Origin of the sequence: Clavibacter capsici (assembly GCF_001280205.1) — a bacterium.
Lineage (GTDB): Bacteria > Actinomycetota > Actinomycetes > Actinomycetales > Microbacteriaceae > Clavibacter > Clavibacter capsici.
This window is the reverse complement of sequence record NZ_CP012573.1, coordinates 1,178,297-1,194,811: the sequence shown is the minus strand read 5'-3', so window position 1 is coordinate 1,194,811 and position 16,515 is coordinate 1,178,297. Positions and strand designations below refer to the sequence as shown.

General features: G+C 75.1%; 17 protein-coding genes and 2 pseudogenes. 10 read left to right on the top strand and 9 right to left on the bottom strand.

Annotated features, from left to right (window positions below):
- Positions 1 to 28 precede the first annotated feature (28 nt).
- Positions 29 to 601, bottom strand: a pseudogene (locus tag AES38_RS15435) (helix-turn-helix domain-containing protein); the annotation flags it as partial.
- Between the two features lie 47 nt (positions 602 to 648).
- On the opposite strand from AES38_RS15435, the gene AES38_RS05685 reads away from it, so the two are divergent.
- Positions 649 to 1,512 (top strand): class I SAM-dependent methyltransferase, encoded by an 864-nt coding sequence (locus AES38_RS05685; RefSeq protein WP_053774156.1) that lies wholly within the window; start codon positions 649 to 651, stop codon positions 1,510 to 1,512.
- 86 nt (positions 1,513 to 1,598) lie between these two features.
- On the top strand, positions 1,599 to 3,359 hold the full coding sequence (locus AES38_RS05680) for a DEAD/DEAH box helicase (RefSeq protein WP_053774155.1): 1,761 nt from the start codon (positions 1,599 to 1,601) through the stop codon (positions 3,357 to 3,359).
- Between the two features lie 92 nt (positions 3,360 to 3,451).
- Here AES38_RS05680 and AES38_RS05675 read toward each other — a convergent pair whose 3' ends face one another.
- Both AES38_RS05675 and AES38_RS05670 read right to left on the bottom strand, forming a co-directional pair.
- Positions 3,452 to 3,646 (bottom strand): hypothetical protein, encoded by a 195-nt coding sequence (locus AES38_RS05675; RefSeq protein ID WP_053774154.1) that lies wholly within the window; start codon positions 3,644 to 3,646, stop codon positions 3,452 to 3,454.
- A 71-nt stretch (positions 3,647 to 3,717) separates the two neighbouring features.
- Positions 3,718 to 4,368, bottom strand: coding sequence for a hypothetical protein (locus AES38_RS05670; RefSeq protein WP_053774153.1), 651 nt, complete (start codon positions 4,366 to 4,368; stop codon positions 3,718 to 3,720).
- Between the two features lie 196 nt (positions 4,369 to 4,564).
- Here AES38_RS05670 and AES38_RS05665 point away from each other — a divergent pair.
- Positions 4,565 to 5,129, top strand: a pseudogene (locus AES38_RS05665) (GNAT family N-acetyltransferase).
- Positions 5,126 to 5,302 (top strand): hypothetical protein, encoded by a 177-nt coding sequence (locus AES38_RS15810; protein WP_157883511.1) that lies wholly within the window; start codon positions 5,126 to 5,128, stop codon positions 5,300 to 5,302. Before AES38_RS05665 ends, AES38_RS15810 begins: the two are co-directional and overlap by 4 nt.
- Before the next feature lie 56 nt (positions 5,303 to 5,358).
- On the opposite strand, the gene AES38_RS05660 is transcribed toward AES38_RS15810, so the two are convergent.
- The gene (locus AES38_RS05660; RefSeq protein ID WP_053775687.1) at positions 5,359 to 6,090 is read right to left on the bottom strand and encodes a hypothetical protein; all 732 of its coding nucleotides are present in this window, start codon (positions 6,088 to 6,090) and stop codon (positions 5,359 to 5,361) included.
- A gap of 176 nt (positions 6,091 to 6,266) precedes the next feature.
- Entirely contained in the window at positions 6,267 to 7,583 is a 1,317-nt protein-coding gene (locus tag AES38_RS05655; protein ID WP_053774152.1) for a carboxylesterase family protein, read from the bottom strand.
- Positions 7,584 to 7,660: 77 nt separating this feature from the next.
- Here AES38_RS05655 and AES38_RS05650 point away from each other — a divergent pair, with 77 nt between their 5' ends.
- Positions 7,661 to 8,287: a TetR/AcrR family transcriptional regulator gene (locus tag AES38_RS05650; RefSeq protein WP_053774151.1), complete on the top strand. Its 627-nt coding sequence runs from the start codon at positions 7,661 to 7,663 to the stop codon at positions 8,285 to 8,287.
- Here AES38_RS05650 and AES38_RS05645 read toward each other — a convergent pair.
- On the bottom strand, positions 8,284 to 8,721 hold the full coding sequence (locus AES38_RS05645) for an arsenate-mycothiol transferase ArsC (RefSeq protein ID WP_053774150.1): 438 nt from the start codon (positions 8,719 to 8,721) through the stop codon (positions 8,284 to 8,286). The genes AES38_RS05650 and AES38_RS05645 overlap by 4 nt on opposite strands.
- 98 nt (positions 8,722 to 8,819) lie before the next feature.
- Positions 8,820 to 11,177, bottom strand: coding sequence for a sialate O-acetylesterase (locus AES38_RS05640; protein WP_053774149.1), 2,358 nt, complete (start codon positions 11,175 to 11,177; stop codon positions 8,820 to 8,822).
- Between the two features lie 138 nt (positions 11,178 to 11,315).
- Between AES38_RS05640 and AES38_RS16265 the strand changes: the two genes are divergently transcribed.
- The 3 genes from AES38_RS16265 to AES38_RS05630 all read left to right on the top strand — a co-directional run bounded on the left by AES38_RS16265 (position 11,316) and on the right by AES38_RS05630 (position 12,998).
- Positions 11,316 to 11,480, top strand: a complete 165-nt coding sequence (locus tag AES38_RS16265) for a hypothetical protein (protein ID WP_256998877.1) — start codon at positions 11,316 to 11,318, stop codon at positions 11,478 to 11,480.
- Positions 11,481 to 11,576: 96 nt separating this feature from the next.
- Complete coding sequence (locus AES38_RS16260) at positions 11,577 to 12,209, top strand: hypothetical protein (protein WP_256998876.1); 633 nt, start codon at positions 11,577 to 11,579, stop codon at positions 12,207 to 12,209.
- A 282-nt stretch (positions 12,210 to 12,491) separates the two neighbouring features.
- A complete protein-coding gene (locus tag AES38_RS05630) occupies positions 12,492 to 12,998 on the top strand; it encodes a DUF3817 domain-containing protein (protein ID WP_081001848.1) in 507 nt (168 codons plus the stop codon).
- A gap of 10 nt (positions 12,999 to 13,008) precedes the next feature.
- Here AES38_RS05630 and AES38_RS05625 read toward each other — a convergent pair whose 3' ends face one another.
- Both AES38_RS05625 and AES38_RS05620 read right to left on the bottom strand, forming a co-directional pair.
- Positions 13,009 to 13,671: a YitT family protein gene (locus tag AES38_RS05625; protein ID WP_053774147.1), complete on the bottom strand. Its 663-nt coding sequence runs from the start codon at positions 13,669 to 13,671 to the stop codon at positions 13,009 to 13,011.
- Positions 13,672 to 13,781: 110 nt separating this feature from the next.
- Positions 13,782 to 14,663: a siderophore-interacting protein gene (locus AES38_RS05620; protein ID WP_053774146.1), complete on the bottom strand. Its 882-nt coding sequence runs from the start codon at positions 14,661 to 14,663 to the stop codon at positions 13,782 to 13,784.
- A gap of 94 nt (positions 14,664 to 14,757) precedes the next feature.
- Here AES38_RS05620 and lipB point away from each other — a divergent pair, with 94 nt between their 5' ends.
- Together lipB and lipA are read left to right on the top strand one after the other, a co-directional pair.
- Positions 14,758 to 15,459 carry a lipoyl(octanoyl) transferase LipB gene (gene lipB / locus AES38_RS05615; RefSeq protein WP_053774145.1) on the top strand — a complete coding sequence of 234 codons (702 nt, stop codon included), beginning with the start codon at positions 14,758 to 14,760 and terminating at the stop codon, positions 15,457 to 15,459.
- Entirely contained in the window at positions 15,456 to 16,448 is a 993-nt protein-coding gene (lipA, locus tag AES38_RS05610; protein ID WP_174775888.1) for a lipoyl synthase, read from the top strand. The genes lipB and lipA overlap by 4 nt, the downstream gene beginning before the upstream one ends.
- The last annotated feature ends 67 nt before the right edge of the window (positions 16,449 to 16,515 follow it).

The following is a 16,515-nucleotide window of genomic DNA, read 5'->3' as shown; positions in this document are numbered from 1 at the left end:
TCCGCCGCGGACGCGTCCGCGCGCCCCGCCCCGGCGTCCGCAGGTGCGCCCGCTGCCCGTCTCGGTCGAGGATCGTGAGCACCTCCGTGACGCCGCGGTGCGCGCTGATCGCGTGCGGCACCATGGTCGAGAACTCCGCCGCGTCGCCCGCCTCCACGAGGATCGTGCGCTCCCCCAGCTGCAACCGCGCGGTGCCGGACAGCACCGTGAACCAGTCCCGGCCCGGGTGCACGCCGAGCTGGTCGACCGGGAACGGGCGCGTCGGCGTCATGCGCATCTTCGCCACGAAGACGCCGGACGAGCTGCCGCCGCGCGAGAGCACCCACGTGGTGCGCCCCGCCTGCTCGTCCACGTGCGGGCGGATCACGACGTCGGCGTCGTCGCCCGACTCGATGAGCGCGTCGAGCGTGGTCTCGAGGGCCTGCGCGATGGGCACGAGCTGGTCGAGCGCGATCCGCCTGTGCCCCGTCTCGATGCGGCTGAGCGTCGACGGGCTGAGGAAGCAGCGCGCGGCGAGCGCGTCGAGCGACCAGCCGCGGGCCTCGCGGAGGCCGCGGATGCGCTGGCGGACGAGGGCGTCGAGGTCGGTCTCTTGCGTCATGGGCAAGATCGTATGCGCGTCGAGCACGACACCGCGAGCATGGGGGCATGCCCCACCCTCACGCCCACGCCGCCCCCGGCCCCGCCGACCCGTCCCTCGCCATGATGCTCGACCTCGACGCCCGGATCCTGCACCGGCACCTGCTGGAGGTGACCACGTGGATCCGCCGCCTCGCCCGCGACACCGCCGGCCGCGTCGTCGTCGACCTGGGCGCGGGGACCGGCACCGGCACCGTCGCGCTGGCGCGGCGCTTCGGCCGGGCCGACGTGCACGCGGTCGACGCGAGCGACGCGATGCTGGCCCGCGTCGCCGAGCGCGCCGTCGTCGACGGCCTCGCCGACCGGATCCATCCCGTGCGCGCCGACCTCGACGACCGCTGGCCCGCCCTGCCGCCCGCCGACGTCGTCTGGGCGTCGCTCGTGCTGCACGAGGTCGCCGATCCCGCGCGGCTCCTCGCCCGGGTCCGCGACGGCCTCGCGCCCGGCGGGATCCTCGCGGTCGTCGAGATGGACGGCCCGCCGCGCTTCCTGCCCGACGACCTCGACCCCGCGCTCGCCCGCCCGGGCCTCGCCGACCGCCTCGACGACGCCGTCACGCACGGCGGCACCGGGGGCCCCTCGCATCCCGACTGGGCGCCGTGGCTCGAGGACGCGGGCCTCGTCGACGTCGCGACGCGCGCGTTCCCCATCGACCCCGACCCGGCGGATCCGATCGCCGGGTCCGCGACGCTCCCCTACGCCCGGGCCTGGCTGGCCCGCGTGCGGGATCGCTCAGCCGACCGCCTGGACGCCGCCGACCGCGCGGCCCTCGATGCGCTCCTCGACGCCGACGGCCCGCACGCCCTCGCGCGGATCCCCGACCTCCGCCTCCGCGGCACCCGCACGGCCTACGTCGGCCGCCGCCCGCGCTGACCCGGCACCCGCGCATCCCGTCCCGCATCTCCCGGATCCCGCCCGGCGTGGGGCGCCGGGCGCCGCCGACCCCCTACCGTTGGGGGATGAGCACTGACGACACCGCATCCACCCCCGACGCGGACGCCGCCCCCCGCACGACCTTCAGCGACCTGGGTCTCTCCGACCAGGTCCTCAAGGCCCTCAAGGACGTGGGCTACGAGACGCCCTCCGCGATCCAGGCCGCCACCATCCCCTCCCTCCTCTCCGGCCGCGACGTCCTCGGCGTCGCGCAGACCGGCACCGGCAAGACGGCCGCGTTCGCGCTGCCCATCCTCAGCAACCTCGACGTGTCCCAGAAGACGCCGCAGGCCCTCGTGCTCGCGCCCACCCGCGAGCTCGCGCTCCAGGTGTGCGAGGCGTTCGAGCGCTACGCGTCCGGCATGCGCGGCGTGCACGTGCTGCCCGTCTACGGCGGCCAGGGCTACGGCGTGCAGCTGTCGGCCCTCCGCCGCGGCGTGCACGTGGTCGTCGGCACCCCCGGCCGGATCATGGACCACCTCGACAAGGGCACCCTCGACCTCTCGGAGCTCAAGTACCTCGTGCTCGACGAGGCCGACGAGATGCTCAAGATGGGCTTCGCGGAGGACGTGGAGACGATCCTCGCGGACACCCCGAAGTCGAAGCAGATCGCGCTGTTCTCGGCGACGATGCCCGCGCAGATCCGCCGCATCTCGGGCAAGTACCTGCAGGACCCCGAGGAGATCACGGTCAAGGCGAAGACCACGACCTCCGCGAACACCACGCAGCGCTACCTCATGGTGTCGTACCCGCAGAAGGTCGACGCCCTCACGCGGATCCTCGAGGTCGAGAACTTCGAGGGCATGATCGTGTTCGTCCGCACCAAGAACGAGACCGAGACGCTCGCCGAGAAGCTGCGCGCTCGCGGGTACGCGGCGGCGGCCATCTCCGGCGACGTCGCGCAGGCACAGCGCGAGCGCACGGTCGACCAGCTGAAGTCCGGCAAGCTCGACATCCTCGTCGCCACCGACGTCGCCGCCCGCGGGCTCGACGTCGACCGGATCAGCCACGTCGTCAACTACGACATCCCCATCGACACCGAGTCGTACGTCCACCGCATCGGCCGGACGGGTCGCGCGGGACGCAGCGGCGCGGCGATCAGCTTCGTCACGCCGCGCGAGCGCCGCCTCCTCACCGCGATCGAGAAGGCCACGCGCCAGCCGCTCACCGAGATGCGCATGCCGAGCGCGGAGGACGTGAACGTCACGCGCCTCACGCGCTTCGACGACGCCATCACGGCCGCGCTCCAGGACCGCGAGCGCCTCGACGCCTTCCGCGACATCGTGGGCCACTACGTCACCCACCACGACGTCGTCGAGTCCGACGTGGCCGCCGCGCTCGCCATCGTGGCGCAGGGAGACACCCCGCTCCTCCTCTCGGCCGACGACCTCCGCCCGCCGCGCGTCGAGCGCGAGCGCCGGGACGACCGCCCGTCGCGCGACGGCGACGACCGCGGCGAGCGTCGTGCCCGTCCCGCGCGCGGCAGCGGGAACATGTCCACGTACCGCATCGACGTCGGGCGCCGCCACCGCGTCGAGCCCCGCCAGATCGTCGGTGCGCTCGCGAACGAGGGCGGCTTCAGCCGGGAGGACTTCGGCCACATCGACATCCGCCCCGACTTCTCGCTCGTCGAGCTGCCGGCCGGCCTGTCGCAGGACAAGCTCGACCGGCTGTCGGGCACGCAGATCAACGGCCGGCCGATCGACATCCGCCCCGACCGCGGCGGCCCCCGTGCCGCCGAGCGCGGCGCGGCCCCCGAGCGTCGGGGTCGCAAGCCCCGCGACTGATCCGCTGACCGCCCGACGGCCCGTCGCCTCCCTGGAGGCGGCGGGCCGTCGGTCGTCAGGACGATCATGGGCGGCTCAGCAGGACGGCGCGCTCAGCGGCGATGACCTCGGCGCCAGGCGCCGCGGCCTATGGCATACATCATGCCGAGACCCGTGGCCGCGAGACACAAGCCCCTGCCACGGAGGTCATCGAGTCCCGAGGTCGCCAGCACGATGAGACCGGCGATCAACAGGCCCGAGGTGACGGTGAGTGTCGTGACGAAGAGGATCCGGTGTCGAACCATCATCGAGGCCACGCTCCTCTTCTCGCCGCCGAGGCGATCCCGGGATTCCGATCAGGCATCATGTGGGGTCGCATTCACTGTCCGGCGCACCACGGAACACCATTCCACCCTTGATCGACGATCAGACCGTTCCCATCGGCGGCGCAGAATGCGAGCGCGCCACCACCGATCGCAAGCAATCCGGCGATGAGGGCACCCGCTATTCCCCCGACGCCCGTCTCCGAGGTGATGATGGCGGCGACGGTGGCAATTCCCGCTCCAGCAGCGAGTGCACCGATGAGGCGATTCGCATCGCAGGAATTCAGCTTCAGCTGATGCCCGAACCACTGGGTGGAGTAATCGGTCTCGCCCACGCAGTTCGAATCGAGGATGATGCGAGCGACAGCAGCGACCTCGTCGTCATCGACGGTGATCCCTGACACGGTGCCTCCGCCAGCGACTATCCCGACCGCCACCTGCCGGACGGTGAGAGGAAGCGCTCCTCTCTCGATTGCGACGTCGGCATCGAAGTGCACTGTCCCGTGCACGGTGGTGATCGTGTCCCGGAGGCCGCGGATCTTCGCCGCTGCGGCTTCACCCGAGGCGATCTGCGCCGCTGTGAGAGGCGGCGCATGGTGACGCTCCGGGCCGGGCTGCGTAGCGGCCACGGCCGGACTCGCGACCAATGTGCCCGCTACTACGGCGAGGGAGGCAGCCATCGCGATGAGCCGCCGATTTACCTTCATGCGTAAACTCTTTTCCCGGGTAGATGTACCCGCGATGTGGATGATGCGGCAGAGCTTCCTCCTCGCATGATCTGGTGTCAATGCTCTGCTCGTCTTCTTTCGACGTCCCATCGGGGACCGGGTATGCGCTTATCGTCGTGCTCATGTTGTCCTCGTGCGAGGAATTCGAGACTCCGCGTTCGGGTAGCGTGGCCCGATGGATCCCGTGACCCTCCGCACCCCGCACCTCGTCCTCCGGCCGCCCGCGCTGGACGACGTCGACGCGATCCACGCCGCGTGCCAGGACCCGGGGATCCAGCGCTACGTGCCCGTCCCCGTGCCGTACGCGCGCGTGGACGCGGTCTCCTACGTGGCGGACTCCTGCGCGGACGGCTGGGCCTCGGGCGAGCGCCTCACCTGGGCCGTGCTCGAGGGCGACGCGCTCGTCGGCACCGTCGGGCTCCACGGCATCGCGGACGGCGCGGCGGAGATCGGGTACTGGCTCGCGCCGCACGCGCGCGGTCGCGGGATCATGCGCGAGGCCGCGGCGGCCGTCGTCGACCACGGGTTCGACGCCTCCGCGGGGCTCGGGCTCGCCCGCATCGGCTGGCGCGCGTACGCGGGGAACACGGGATCCGCCGCCGTCGCGCGCGCGCGGCTTCCGCTTCGAGGGGGTCGCCCGCCTCGGCGCGATGGGGCGCGACGGCCGCGAGGACGACTGGCTGGCCGGCCTCCTCGCGACCGACGACCGCACACCGCCGCCGTGGCCCGTGCTGGCGTGACCGCCGGGCCCCTCGGGCGCGAGGTGACGGTCAGCACGCTGGACGGCCGCCTCCTGCGGACCATGGTCGCGGGCGACGGCTCCGACCTCGTCGTCCTGGAGGCGGGCCTCGGCGGCAGCGGGCTGACCTGGGGGCTCGTGCACGGGATCCTCGCGCGCACATGGTGCCGGTGACGGATCCGGACGTGGTCGCGCGGACGATCGCCGGGCTGCTCTGAGGCGTCCTCGGCTCAGGGCGCCGGGATCGCCAGCGCCCACGCCCGGAACGACGCGGCGTCGGATCCCGTGAGCACGGCCGCGGGGCCGGGCATGGGATCGCCGACGGGCACGAGCGCGAGCGCGTCGCCGGGGAGGCCGACGAGCACCTCGCCGATGATGGAGTCGGACGACGCGGTGTCGACGCGGATGAGGTAGACCGTGCCGCCGGGCACCTCAGGCCGGTCGGCGTCGACCGACTCCGCCATGCCACCGCGACCGGTCGCGACGCCGTGCAGCTCGTCGACGCGGAACCGCTGCGACACCTCGCCGGCCTCGAGCAGCACGCCGGTCTCCGTCTCCCCGCGCCGTCCGATCGGCACGTCCGCGAGCGTCGCCGTCATGCCGGATCCCGTCCACGGCCCGATGCTCGCGAGCGACCGCGGCTGGCGCTCGCGCAGCCGCTCCTCCGGCGTCCGACGCCACGGCCACTCGTCCCGGGACAGGAAGGCGCCGACGAACGCGCCCGCGACGAACGGGATCGAGCCGCCCGCGATCGGCGAGGCGTTGAGGGCGAACGCGGCGGCGAGCACGCCGAACGCCAGGAGCAGGCGGATCCCGCCGCTCCTCACGGCGTAGATGACGAGCGCCAGCACGATGCCCGCGGCCGTGAGCACCAGGAACGCCCACAGCGGGACGCCGGCGCGCAGCGAGGCCACCGTCGAGAAGACGAGGACGACCGCGATGAGGACTCCCGTCAAGGCCATCGTCGCTCGACGCTCGCGGGCGGTGCGGGACGGCTTCGACGGGGACACGGGGCTCCTGGTGGGCGGCTCGGGGTCGGGCGGCGTCCGGATGCGGACCCGTCCAGCCTGCCCGAGGGGGCACCCGCACCAGCGGCACGGCACGGCCCCGAGCGGGTGGCGCCGGACGCAGCGGGCGCCTAGCCGCGCACGCGCCGCAGCTCCAGCACCCCCGGGACCAGCTGACGCGTCGGGATCCGCCCGCGCGCGAAGTCGCCCCAGACCTGCCGCACCCGGCGGGCGTCGCGCTGGATCACGTCCCAGTCGGCGCCCGCGAGGAGCCCGGCGCCGCGCCACGCCTCCTCGTCGCCGAAGAGCAGCGGCAGGTCCACCGTGTGGGCGGAGCCGAACGGGCTGCCGGGCGCCGACCAGCGGATGACGTAGCGGTGCGCGGTGCCGCCGGCGCGCGCGTGACGACGGGCGAAGCGGCGGCCGGGGACGCCGTAGATGATGCCGGTGACCGCCGCGACCGAAGCCCGCCGCACGAGCGCGCCGACGACGGGCAGTCCGGTGAGGCGCGCGAGCCACGGGATCCCCGGCAGGAACAGCCGCGCCTCCTCCGCCGTGTTGCCGATGAGCACGTCGACGCCGGGCGCGGCCCGGTCCCACGCCGCGTCGAGCCCGGACTCGGGCGGCAGCGGCGCGTGCCCGTACTGGGTGCCGAAGGGCATCGCCCCAATGAGCCCGTACGGCGCCGCGACGCGCTCGACCTCGGGCTGCCGGGCGAGCACCTCCTCCACGGGCATCCGGGCGGTGAGCCCGCGGGACGCGCGCGCCATCGCCGCCGCCATCCGCCGCCGCCCGCGGGAGATGCCGAGCGGCGCGCTCTGGATGATCGCGCGCCGGAACAGCCCCGCCGCCTCGGGCACGGCCAGGAGGTGCGCGACCGCGTCGCCGCCCGCCGACTGGCCGAACGCGGTCACGCGATCGGGGTCGCCGCCGAACGCGCGGATGTTGCGGGCGACCCAGCGGAGGGCCACCAGCTGGTCGAGGAGGCCGAGGTTCGCGGGCCGGTCGCCGCCGTCGCCCAGGTAGCCGAGGAGCCCCAGGCGGTAGGTGACCGTCACGACCACCACGCGCTGCTCCGCCACGAGGGCGGCGGGATCCATGATCGGCACGTCGCCCGCGCCCGAGACGTAGGAGCCGCCGTGGATCCACACCATCACCGGGAGCGCGTCGTCCGGCCGCACGTCGCGCGGCATCGTCACCGAGACGCGGAGGCAGTCCTCGTCGACGGCCAGGTGGTCGAAGGTCCCGAGCACGTCGTCGAGCTCCGGAAGGGGCAGCTGCGGACAGGCGGGCGCCCAGTCGCGCGCGTCGCGGGGCTCGGTCCAGTCCGGGTGCGTGACGGGCGGCTGGAAGCGGGCGGCGGTCGCGTAGGGGATGCCGGTCGCGCGGACGACGTCGCCGTCCGCCCAGCCGACGACCGGGCCGCAGGGCGGCGAGAAGGCGCTCATCCGATCGACGCTACCGTTCCGCGGGCGTTCGCCGGGACCCCCGCGGGGACGCCGGATCCCGGTGCTACCGTGACGCCATGCCCCGCCTGATCGACCACGCCCGCCGCGAGGACGAGCTCGCCGAGGCGGTGTGGCGGGTCATCCGCCGCGACGGCGCGAGCGGCGTCTCGGTCCGCACGGTCGCCGCCGAGGCCGGCCTCAGCACCGGCTCGCTGCGGCACAGCTTCCCCAGCCGGATCGACCTGGTCGCCCACGCGACGGCGCTCGTCGCGACGCGCATCGCCGGCCGCATCCGGAGCAGGCGCCAGGATCCGGACGCCCGGCGTCGCGCGGTCCGCATCCTCGCCGAGCACCTCCCCCTCGACGACGCGCGACGGGCCGAGGCCGAGGTCACGGCGGCGCTCCTGGCGGACGCGGCGTCGCACCCCCGGCTCCGGGAGGTGCGCGCCGCCGCGCACGCCGCCGCGCGCGAGACGTGCCTCGAGCAGCTCGCGCAGCTGCGCCTGGCGGGCCTGCTGCGACCCGACGCGGATCCCGAGGCGGAGGCCGACCACCTCCAGGCGCTGCTCGCGGGGCTCGCCCTGCAGCTGCTCGTGGAGGATCCGGATCCCGCCCGCAGCGCCCGCGCGCTGGGCGTGCTCGAGCGGCACGTGGACGCGCTGGTCGCGCGCCGCGCGGACCGCCTGGCCCGCGTGGACGCCTAGCCCGCGGCCGACGCTCCCCCGGTGCCGCCGAGCCGACCGCGCAGCTCGTCGACGCGCGCGCGGATGTCGTCGCGCACGAGCCGCATCCGCTCCATGCCGTCGATGCCGCGCTCGGACGGCTCGTCGGTGATCCACGTCTCGACCGCCACCCCCTGGTCGCCGTCCACGTGCGCCTCGGCGCCGAGGACCACCACGAGGTCGGCCGCGCGCACCATGTCGTCGGTGAGCGGCTTCGGGCGCTCGCCGCCCACGTCGATCCCGAGCTCGGCGAGCGACTCCACCGCGAGCGCGTTGAGCGACGAGCCGGGGTCCGTGCCCGCCGACGCGACCGAGACCGCGTCCCCCGCGTCGTGCCGCATGAGGGCGGCGGCGAGCTGGGACTTCCCGCCGTTGCGGGCGCAGACGAAGACGACGTGCGGGGCGCGGTCGGGCATGGGTCCTCCTGGGGTCGGGTGGGCGGCCGAGGATCGGCGCGTCGGGACGATCCTCGCATCCGACGGCCGGATCGTCCCGGCCGCCCGCGGCGACGCCGCTACCCCGGCAGCTGCACGGCCCCGGTCGCCCGCTGGTAGGCGGCGAAGTACCGGTCGCCCATCAGCCGGGCGCCGGCCGCCGTGTAGTGGATGAGGTCCTCCGCGCGGTTGCTGCCGGCGGCGCCCGGGATGTAGGACACGTTCGGCCGCAGCGCGGGCATGCCCTGCTGCGCGGTGTCGATCGCCTGTCGCATCGACGAGACGTTCAGCCACTCCGGCACCATGCCGCCGATGAGGAACGGCACCGTGCCGTAGCGCGCGTCCAGCCGGTCGACGAGGTCGAGCAGCATGGTCTGGTACCCCTGCGCGTCCGTGCGCGTGGCGTCCGACTCGCCCTGCGCCCAGACGACCGCGACGAGGCGGTTGTCGGGATCCTGCGCGAGCGCCCGGTCGATCTGCCCGAGCGCCCGGGTGAACAGGTTCGTGCGCGAGCGGGTGTCCGACGGGTTCCAGGAGTAGGCGCCGTCTCCCGTCATCGAGGTGGATGCCATGGCGGCGGGCACGAGCAGCACCTTCCGACCGGGGCGCGCGTCGGCGAGCATGTGGCGGCCGAGCTCCATGCCGGGGCCGACGGCCTGGACGCCGCCGGAGGTCGTCCACGTGGTCACGTGGCTGAGCGAGTCCTTGGCGGGCACGATCTGCCCCGCCTTGGCGCCGCTGCCGGCGAGCTGGTCGAGGCCCGGCACGCTCACGTCGATCGACGGGTCCCAGCCCGTGCCGACGCCCTGCGCGTTCGACTGGCCGAGGATCACGACGACGTCGTAGCCCTCCCCCGTCGAGGCGATGGCGCGCGCCGCGGAGGTGCGGGACGTCGGCGCGGAGCCGTCCGCGAGCCCGGTGACGGTCACGGTGAGCTGCGATCCGGCGTCGCGCGGCGCCGGCACGTAGGTCGAGGCCGTGCGGCCGGGGACGACGACGCCGTTGCGCTTCCAGACGTAGGAGAGCGTGGTCGCGACGGGCGTCCACGCGGCCGTCTCGGCCGTGAGGGTGGATCCGACGGACGCGTCACCCGTGATGACCGGGCTCGGGGCGTCCGCGAACGGCTCGTCGCCGGGCGACGGCGCGGGCACCGCGGGCGGCACGTCGAGGGCGTCGACCACCTGCGCGGTCTGCTCGCTGGTGCGGCTCGCGTCCTGGTAGCCCGAGCGGGATCCGGTGACGGTCACGGTGATCCGCGATCCGGCGTCCGCGCGACCCACGACGTAGGTCGCCTCGGTCGCGCCGAGCACGGTCACGCCGTCGCGGGCCCAGGCGTACGAGTAGGCCGTGGCCTCGGGCGTCCAGGCGGGCGTGACCGCCCGGAGCGCGGTCCCCGCGACGGGCGTGCCCTGGATCTCGGGCGCGGTCGTCGCCTCGAACGGCACGGCGGGCGCGGGCGGCGGCGGGGTCACGGGCGTCTCGACGACCGGGATCGCCGGGCTCGTGGCGGTCTGCGTGACGTAGCCGGTCCGCGTGCCGGTGACGGCGACCGAGATGCTCGTGCCGACGTCGCCCGCGACGACCCGGTAGCTGGGGCCGGTCTGGTCGGGGATCACGACGCCGTCGCGCAGCCACGCGTAGGAGAAGGACGGCCACGGGGTCCACGTGCCGGAGCGCGCGTTCAGCGTGAAGTCGACGCGGCCGAGGCCCGTGATGGTCGGCGAGCCGACGGCCTCGAAGGCCACGTCCGGGACGGGCTCGGGGTCGGGCGTGGGCGCCGGCGGCTCGGGCTCGGCCTCGGGCAGCGGCACGAGGAGGCCCTGGCTCGGGATCGACTGCGTGACGTAGCCGGCCTTCGTGCCGGTGACGATCACGGCGATGGTGGATCCCTGGTCGCCCTCCTGCACGCGGTACGTCACGGACGTCTGGCCGGGGATCGGCACGCCGTCGCGGGTCCACGCGTAGGAGAAGGCCGGCCACGGCGTCCACACGCCGGCGCGCGCCGACAGCGTGAAGCCGACGCGGGCGGTGCCGGCGATGGTCGGGGTGGAGGCGACCGCGTAGGGCGCGTCCTCGGGCGGCGTCGTCGGCTCCGGGGTGGGAGCGGGCGCGGTGGGCGTCGGGGTCGGCGTCGGCGCGGGCGCGGTCGGCGTCGGCGTCGGCGTGCTCGCCGCGGGGACCTGGAGCTCCGCGCTCGCGTTCGTCTGCGTCGCATAGCCGGTCCTGGTGCCCGTCACGGCGACGCCGATGCGGGATCCCGCGTCCTCGGCCTGCACGCGGTAGGTCGCGCCGGTCTGGCCCGTGATCACGACGCCGTCACGCAGCCAGGCGTAGGAGAACGTGGGCCAGGGCGTCCAGACCCCGGCGCGCGCGGACAGCGTGAAGCCGACCCGCGCGGTGCCGGCGATCGTGGGCGTCGCGGCGGCGGCGAACGGCACGGCGGCGGGCGTCGTGGGCGCGGGCGTCGGGGCCGAGGTGGGCTCGGGGCCGCCGTGGGGTCCGGGGCCGGCGTGGGCTCCGGGGCCGCCGTGGGCTCCGGGTTCGGCGCCGCCGTCGGCGTCGGCTGAGGCGCGGTCGTGGGCGCGGGCGCCGGCGCCTGCGTGGGCGCGACCGTGGGCGTCGGCGTCGCGCCGGGCACCGCCATGCCGGCGCTCGTCACGGTGGTGGTCGCGTACCCGGTCCTCGTGCCGGTGATCCGCACGGCGATCGCCGCACCGCGGTCGGCCTCCGTCACCCGGTAGGTCGCCCCGGTCTGCCCGGCGATGAGCACGCCGTCGCGGGTCCAGGCGTAGGAGAAGGTCGGCCACGGGGTCCAGGTGCCGGCGCGGGCGCTGAGCGTGAAGCCCACCTGCGCGGATCCGGCGATGGTCGGCGTCGGGGCCGCGCTGAAGTCGGCGACCACGGGCGTGGGCACGGCGGCGGTCGGGGCGCTCGTCTGCGTGCTGGCGTCGTATCCGGAGCGGCTGCCCGTGACGGCGACCGTGATGACGGATCCCGCGTCGGCGGCGCGCACGGTGTACGCGGTCGAGGTCTGGCCGCTGACGGGGACGCCGTCGACCAGCCACGCGTACCTGCTGGTCGTCGCGGCCGGGGTCCAGCGCGCGGTCGTCGCCAGCAGGCGCTGCCCGATGACGGCCTTGCCCGTGATGACCGGCGCGGGCGTCGACGTGAACGGCGCGCCTGCGGCGGCGACCCGCAGCAGGCGCATCATCGACGAGGCCGTCGGACGCCCGTCGGACGTGGCCGGCGGCGCGACGCTCGTGGTCGGCGCGACGACGCGCGCCGACGACGCGGCCGTGACGGACGGCGATGCCGCCTCGGCCGGAGCCGCGGTCGGCTCGACCGCGACGAGCAGCGTCACCCCGAGGCTGACCCCGGTGATGCCGGCGATGAGCCGTGCGCGTGCGGATGCGGTGCGCGTCCCCCGTGTCGAGGCACGGCGGACGGCAGAGTGGTGCTCCCCCAATTGATCCCCCCAGATCGTCGAGGTGAGATTCACCTCATGTGGAAATGCTGCCATACGCGCAATGTGGTGCATGACACGTGTCCGGTCACGGCCCCGTCCTCGCGCGACTCCCAGGACATGCACACCCGCCGTCCACGCGGTCGGCGGAGCGCTCCGCTGCCGCGTCCGGCGGGCGACCAGCGCCCGGCGACCAGCGCCCAGCTCCTGCCCGACCCGGCCCCGTACCCTGGGCGCGACCTGCCCCGCCCGTCGGATCCCGCGTGATCCCCCCGCCCCGGAAGGCCCCATGACGAACGCCCCGCACCCCGCCGCCGCCCCGCACCCCGAGCCCGGAGCGGATCCCGCGGGGTCGCGGGCCGCCGCCTCCGCCCCCGCCACCGGCTTCGCGGCGCTCGTCCGCGGCACGCGCGACCGCTCCGAGCGCCCGTCGCGGCTCGGGCGCCTCTTCGCCGTGGTCGCGATCGTCGAGGCGGTCACGTGGACCGGCCTCCTCGTCGGCATGTTCCTCAAGTACGTGACCGAGACGACCGAGCTCGGCGTCTACGTCTTCGGCCGGCTGCACGGCGCCGCGTTCGTGCTCTACGTGATCGTCACGGCCGTCGCCGCGATCCGCCTCCGCTGGGGCTGGAAGCCGGCGCTCCTCGCCGGCGTCGCCGCGATCCCGCCGCTCGCGACGCTGCCGCTCGAGGTGGGGCTGCGGAGCCGCGGGTACCTGCGGCAGCCGGCCTGCCTCGCGGCGGATGCGTCGCGCGCGACCGAGGCGGAGTCGGGCGGCGGCGCCTCGCGGGGCTGACCGCCGCGGATCAGATCCCGGTGTAGCGCCCGGGCCGGTGGTTGAGCGCGAGCACCAGGTTCAGCAGCACCGCGCCGAGCGCCGACCACACCACGCCCACGACCGAGACGACCGTGAGGCCGAGCAGGATCACGATCACGTCGAGGATCATCTGCGCGTACCCGGCCCGGAACCCGAACCGCTCCTGCACGATGAGCGCGACGATGTTGAAGCCGCCGAGGCTGGATCCGTGCCGGAAGACCACGAGCAGCCCGATCCCCACGAGCAGGTTCCCCGCGAGCACGCCGTAGACGGGCTGCAGGTCGAGGTTCGTCACCATCGCCGGGTGGAGCGTCGAGAACAGCGACACGAGCGCGACCGAGATGGCGGTGCGGATCGTGAACCGCCACCCCTTCTTCCACACCGCGAGCGCGAAGAACGGCGCGTTGACCACGAAGAACAGCACCCCGAACGGCAGCACGCCCGTGTAGCTCACGAGCAGCGCGAGCCCGGCGGTGCCGCCCGTGACGGCGCCGGCGTCCCGCAGCAGGAACAGGCCGAACGAGGCGACGAAGGTGCCGGTGAGGATCCCGAGCACGTCCTCCGCGACCGAGTGCGGGATCCCGGCGGTGGTCGGCTCGTCGGGTGAGACGGGGGTCGGCGTGGGCAGGGGCTCGGACGCGGAAGCGGTCATGGCGGTCTCCGGGGTGGGGGGACGGGATCCGCGCGGGCGGTCGTGCCGCATCACGCGCAGGGAACAGCATGGCGGATGCGGAGCCCGCCGGACGACGCCGGACCGCGCCGTCAGTCCGCGAAGATCGCCCCCACCGGCTCGCGCTTCTCGGCCTGGAAGCGGTCCTCCGCGCGGCCGAGGGCCCAGTACGCGGAGAGCGAGAGCGCGCGGCGGTCGATGCCCCAGCCGTCCTGGAGGAGCGCGCGCAGCTCCTTCATCGCGCCGCGCTCGCCGTGCGCGAAGACCTCGACGTCGCCGTCCGGCCGGGCGAGGGCGCGTGCCGCGGCGACGAGGGGCGCGCCCGGCACGGCGTCGGGCGTGCGCGAGCGGTGGATCCAGCGCAGCTCCACCCCCGCGGGGCGCGCGAGCGGGAGCTCGTCGGCGGGGCCGGCCACCTCGACGAGCGCGACGCCCGCCGCGTCGGCGGGCATCGCGGCGAGCGCCGCGGCGATCGCGGGCACGGCGGAGTCGTCGCCGAGCAGCACGCGCACGACCGCCGGATCCGCGGTGGGCCGGAACAGCCCGCCCGGCCCGCTCGCCGCGATCACGTCACCCGGCCGCGCGGACGCCGCCCAGGGGCCGGCGAGCCCCTCGTCCCCGTGCACCACGAAGTCGATCGCGGCGGTGCCCGCGGCCGGATCCGCGTGGCGCAGCGTGTAGGTCCGCACCGCAGGCAGGTCCTCGGGCGGCAGGACGGCACGCAGGGCGGGCAGGTCGAACGGCGGCGCGACGCCGGAGCCGGGCTGCGGCAGCATCAGCTTCACGTAGGCGTCGGTCGCGGCCAGCCGCTCGGGGACCGCCTGCTCGAGCAGCGCGCGCGTCCCCGCGCCGCCGAGGTGGACGCGGACGAGGTGCGGGCTGAGGTGCTCCGTCCGTATCACCTCGAGGACGTGCTGCGCGCGGGGGGCGCGGACGGGACGGTCGGGGACGGCGGGTGCGGCGGAGTCGGTCATCGAGGACGATCCTCCGCCCCGCGCGCCTCCCCCGCAACGCGACGGGCCCGCGCGCGCCCTCGGCCGCCGCCGACCGTGCGCCTATGCTGGCCGCGTGGTCGACATCGTCGTCACGGGGCTAAGCGCCAACTCCGTGCCGTACATCGAGGCCCTCGAGCGTCAGCGTGCCCTGCATGCCGACGTCGTCGCGGGCCGGGCGCAGGACACCGTCATCCTCCTCGAGCACCCCGAGGTCTACACCGCGGGGAGGCGCACGGAGCCGTCGGACCGGCCGCGCGACGGCACGCCGGTTCTCGACGTCGACCGCGGCGGCCGCATCACCTGGCACGGGCCGGGCCAGCTGGTCGGCTACCCCATCGTGCGGCTGCCCGAGCCCCTCGACGTCGTGGCCCACGTGCGCCGCCTCGAGGACGCGCTCATCGCCCTCCTCGCGGACCTCGACGTCGCGGCCCATCGCGTCGACGGCCGCTCCGGCGTCTGGATCCGCGGCGCAGCCCCCGACGGCGCGCCCCGCGACGACAAGGTCGCCGCCATCGGCGTCCGCGTCGCCGAGCGCGTCACGATGCACGGCTTCGCCCTCAACTGCAGCAACTCCCTCGACGCCTACGACCGGATCGTCCCGTGCGGCATCCGCGACGCCGGCGTCACCACGCTCAGCCGCGTCATCGGCCGCACCGTCACGCCGGCCGACGTCGTCCCCCTCCTCCGCCCGCACCTCGTGCGCGCCCTCGACCCGAACGGATCCGCCATGCCCGCCACCGCTCCCCTCCCTTCCGCCGCCGGGGCCCGCGCATGAGCGCCGCCGCCCCGGACGGCCGCCGCATGCTCCGCCTCGAGGTGCGGAACGCCGAGACGCCCATCGAGCGGAAGCCCGAGTGGATCAAGACGAGGGCCCGGATGGGGCCGGAGTACCAGGCCCTCCAGCAGCTCGTGAAGACCGAGGACCTGCACACTGTCTGCCAGGAGGCGGCCTGCCCGAACATCTACGAGTGCTGGGAGGACCGGGAGGCGACCTTCCTCATCGGCGGATCCCAGTGCACGCGAAGATGCGACTTCTGCCAGATCGACACCGGCAAGCCCGCCGACTACGACACCGACGAGCCGCGCCGCGTCGCCGACTCGGTGCGGCGGATGGGCCTCCGGTACGCGACCGTCACGGGTGTGGCCCGCGACGACCTGCCCGACGAGGGCGCGTGGCTGCACGCCGAGACCGTGCGGCGGATCCACGCCGACAACCCGGGCACGGGCGTCGAGATCCTCGCGACCGACTTCTCCGGGAACCCGGACCTCCTCGCCGAGGTGTTCTCCTCCCGCCCCGAGGTCTTCGCGCACAACGTCGAGACGGTGCCGCGCATCTTCAAGCGGATCCGCCCGGCGTTCCGGTACGAGCGCTCGCTCGACGTGATCACGCGGGCGCGCGACGCCGGGCTCATCACGAAGTCGAACCTCATCCTCGGCATGGGCGAGACGCGCGAGGAGGTGTCCGAGGCGCTCCGCGACCTGCACGACGCGGGCTGCGACATCATCACGGTCACGCAGTACCTCCGGCCGACGCCGCGGCACCTGCCCGTGGCGCGCTGGGTGCGGCCGGAGGAGTTCGTGGAGATCAAGGCGGAGGCCGAGGGGATCGGGTTCCTCGGCGTGCTCGCGGGCCCGCTGGTGCGCTCCTCCTACCGCGCGGGACGCCTGTGGGCGCAGTCGATGGCCGCGAAGGGGCGCGCGCTGCCCGCCGGCCTCGACCACCTGGCCGACCCGTCGCGCGGCTTCGCGCAGGCGGTCGGCTGACCGCGTCCGGCCCTCCCCACGCCGCGGACCTGTCGGGTCGCTGACGAAGGGGCCGCTGTCGGGTCCG

Bases quoted from the DNA above. Each gene is read 5' to 3' on its own strand.
- AES38_RS05685 (WP_053774156.1), top strand. From the start codon at position 649: ATGCCCCACCCTCACGCCCACGCCGCCCCCGGCCCCGCCGACCCGTCC.
- AES38_RS05680 (WP_053774155.1), top strand. From the start codon at position 1,599: ATGAGCACTGACGACACCGCATCCACCCCCGACGCGGACGCCGCCCCC.
- AES38_RS05675 (WP_053774154.1), bottom strand. From the start codon at position 3,646: ATGATGGTTCGACACCGGATCCTCTTCGTCACGACACTCACCGTCACC.
- AES38_RS05670 (WP_053774153.1), bottom strand. From the start codon at position 4,368: ATGAAGGTAAATCGGCGGCTCATCGCGATGGCTGCCTCCCTCGCCGTA.
- AES38_RS05660 (WP_053775687.1), bottom strand. From the start codon at position 6,090: ATGGCCTTGACGGGAGTCCTCATCGCGGTCGTCCTCGTCTTCTCGACG.
- AES38_RS05655 (WP_053774152.1), bottom strand. From the start codon at position 7,583: ATGAGCGCCTTCTCGCCGCCCTGCGGCCCGGTCGTCGGCTGGGCGGAC.
- AES38_RS05650 (WP_053774151.1), top strand. From the start codon at position 7,661: ATGCCCCGCCTGATCGACCACGCCCGCCGCGAGGACGAGCTCGCCGAG.
- AES38_RS05645 (WP_053774150.1), bottom strand. From the start codon at position 8,721: ATGCCCGACCGCGCCCCGCACGTCGTCTTCGTCTGCGCCCGCAACGGC.
- AES38_RS05630 (WP_081001848.1), top strand. From the start codon at position 12,492: ATGACGAACGCCCCGCACCCCGCCGCCGCCCCGCACCCCGAGCCCGGA.
- AES38_RS05625 (WP_053774147.1), bottom strand. From the start codon at position 13,671: ATGACCGCTTCCGCGTCCGAGCCCCTGCCCACGCCGACCCCCGTCTCA.
- AES38_RS05620 (WP_053774146.1), bottom strand. From the start codon at position 14,663: ATGACCGACTCCGCCGCACCCGCCGTCCCCGACCGTCCCGTCCGCGCC.
- lipA (WP_174775888.1), top strand. From the start codon at position 15,456: ATGAGCGCCGCCGCCCCGGACGGCCGCCGCATGCTCCGCCTCGAGGTG.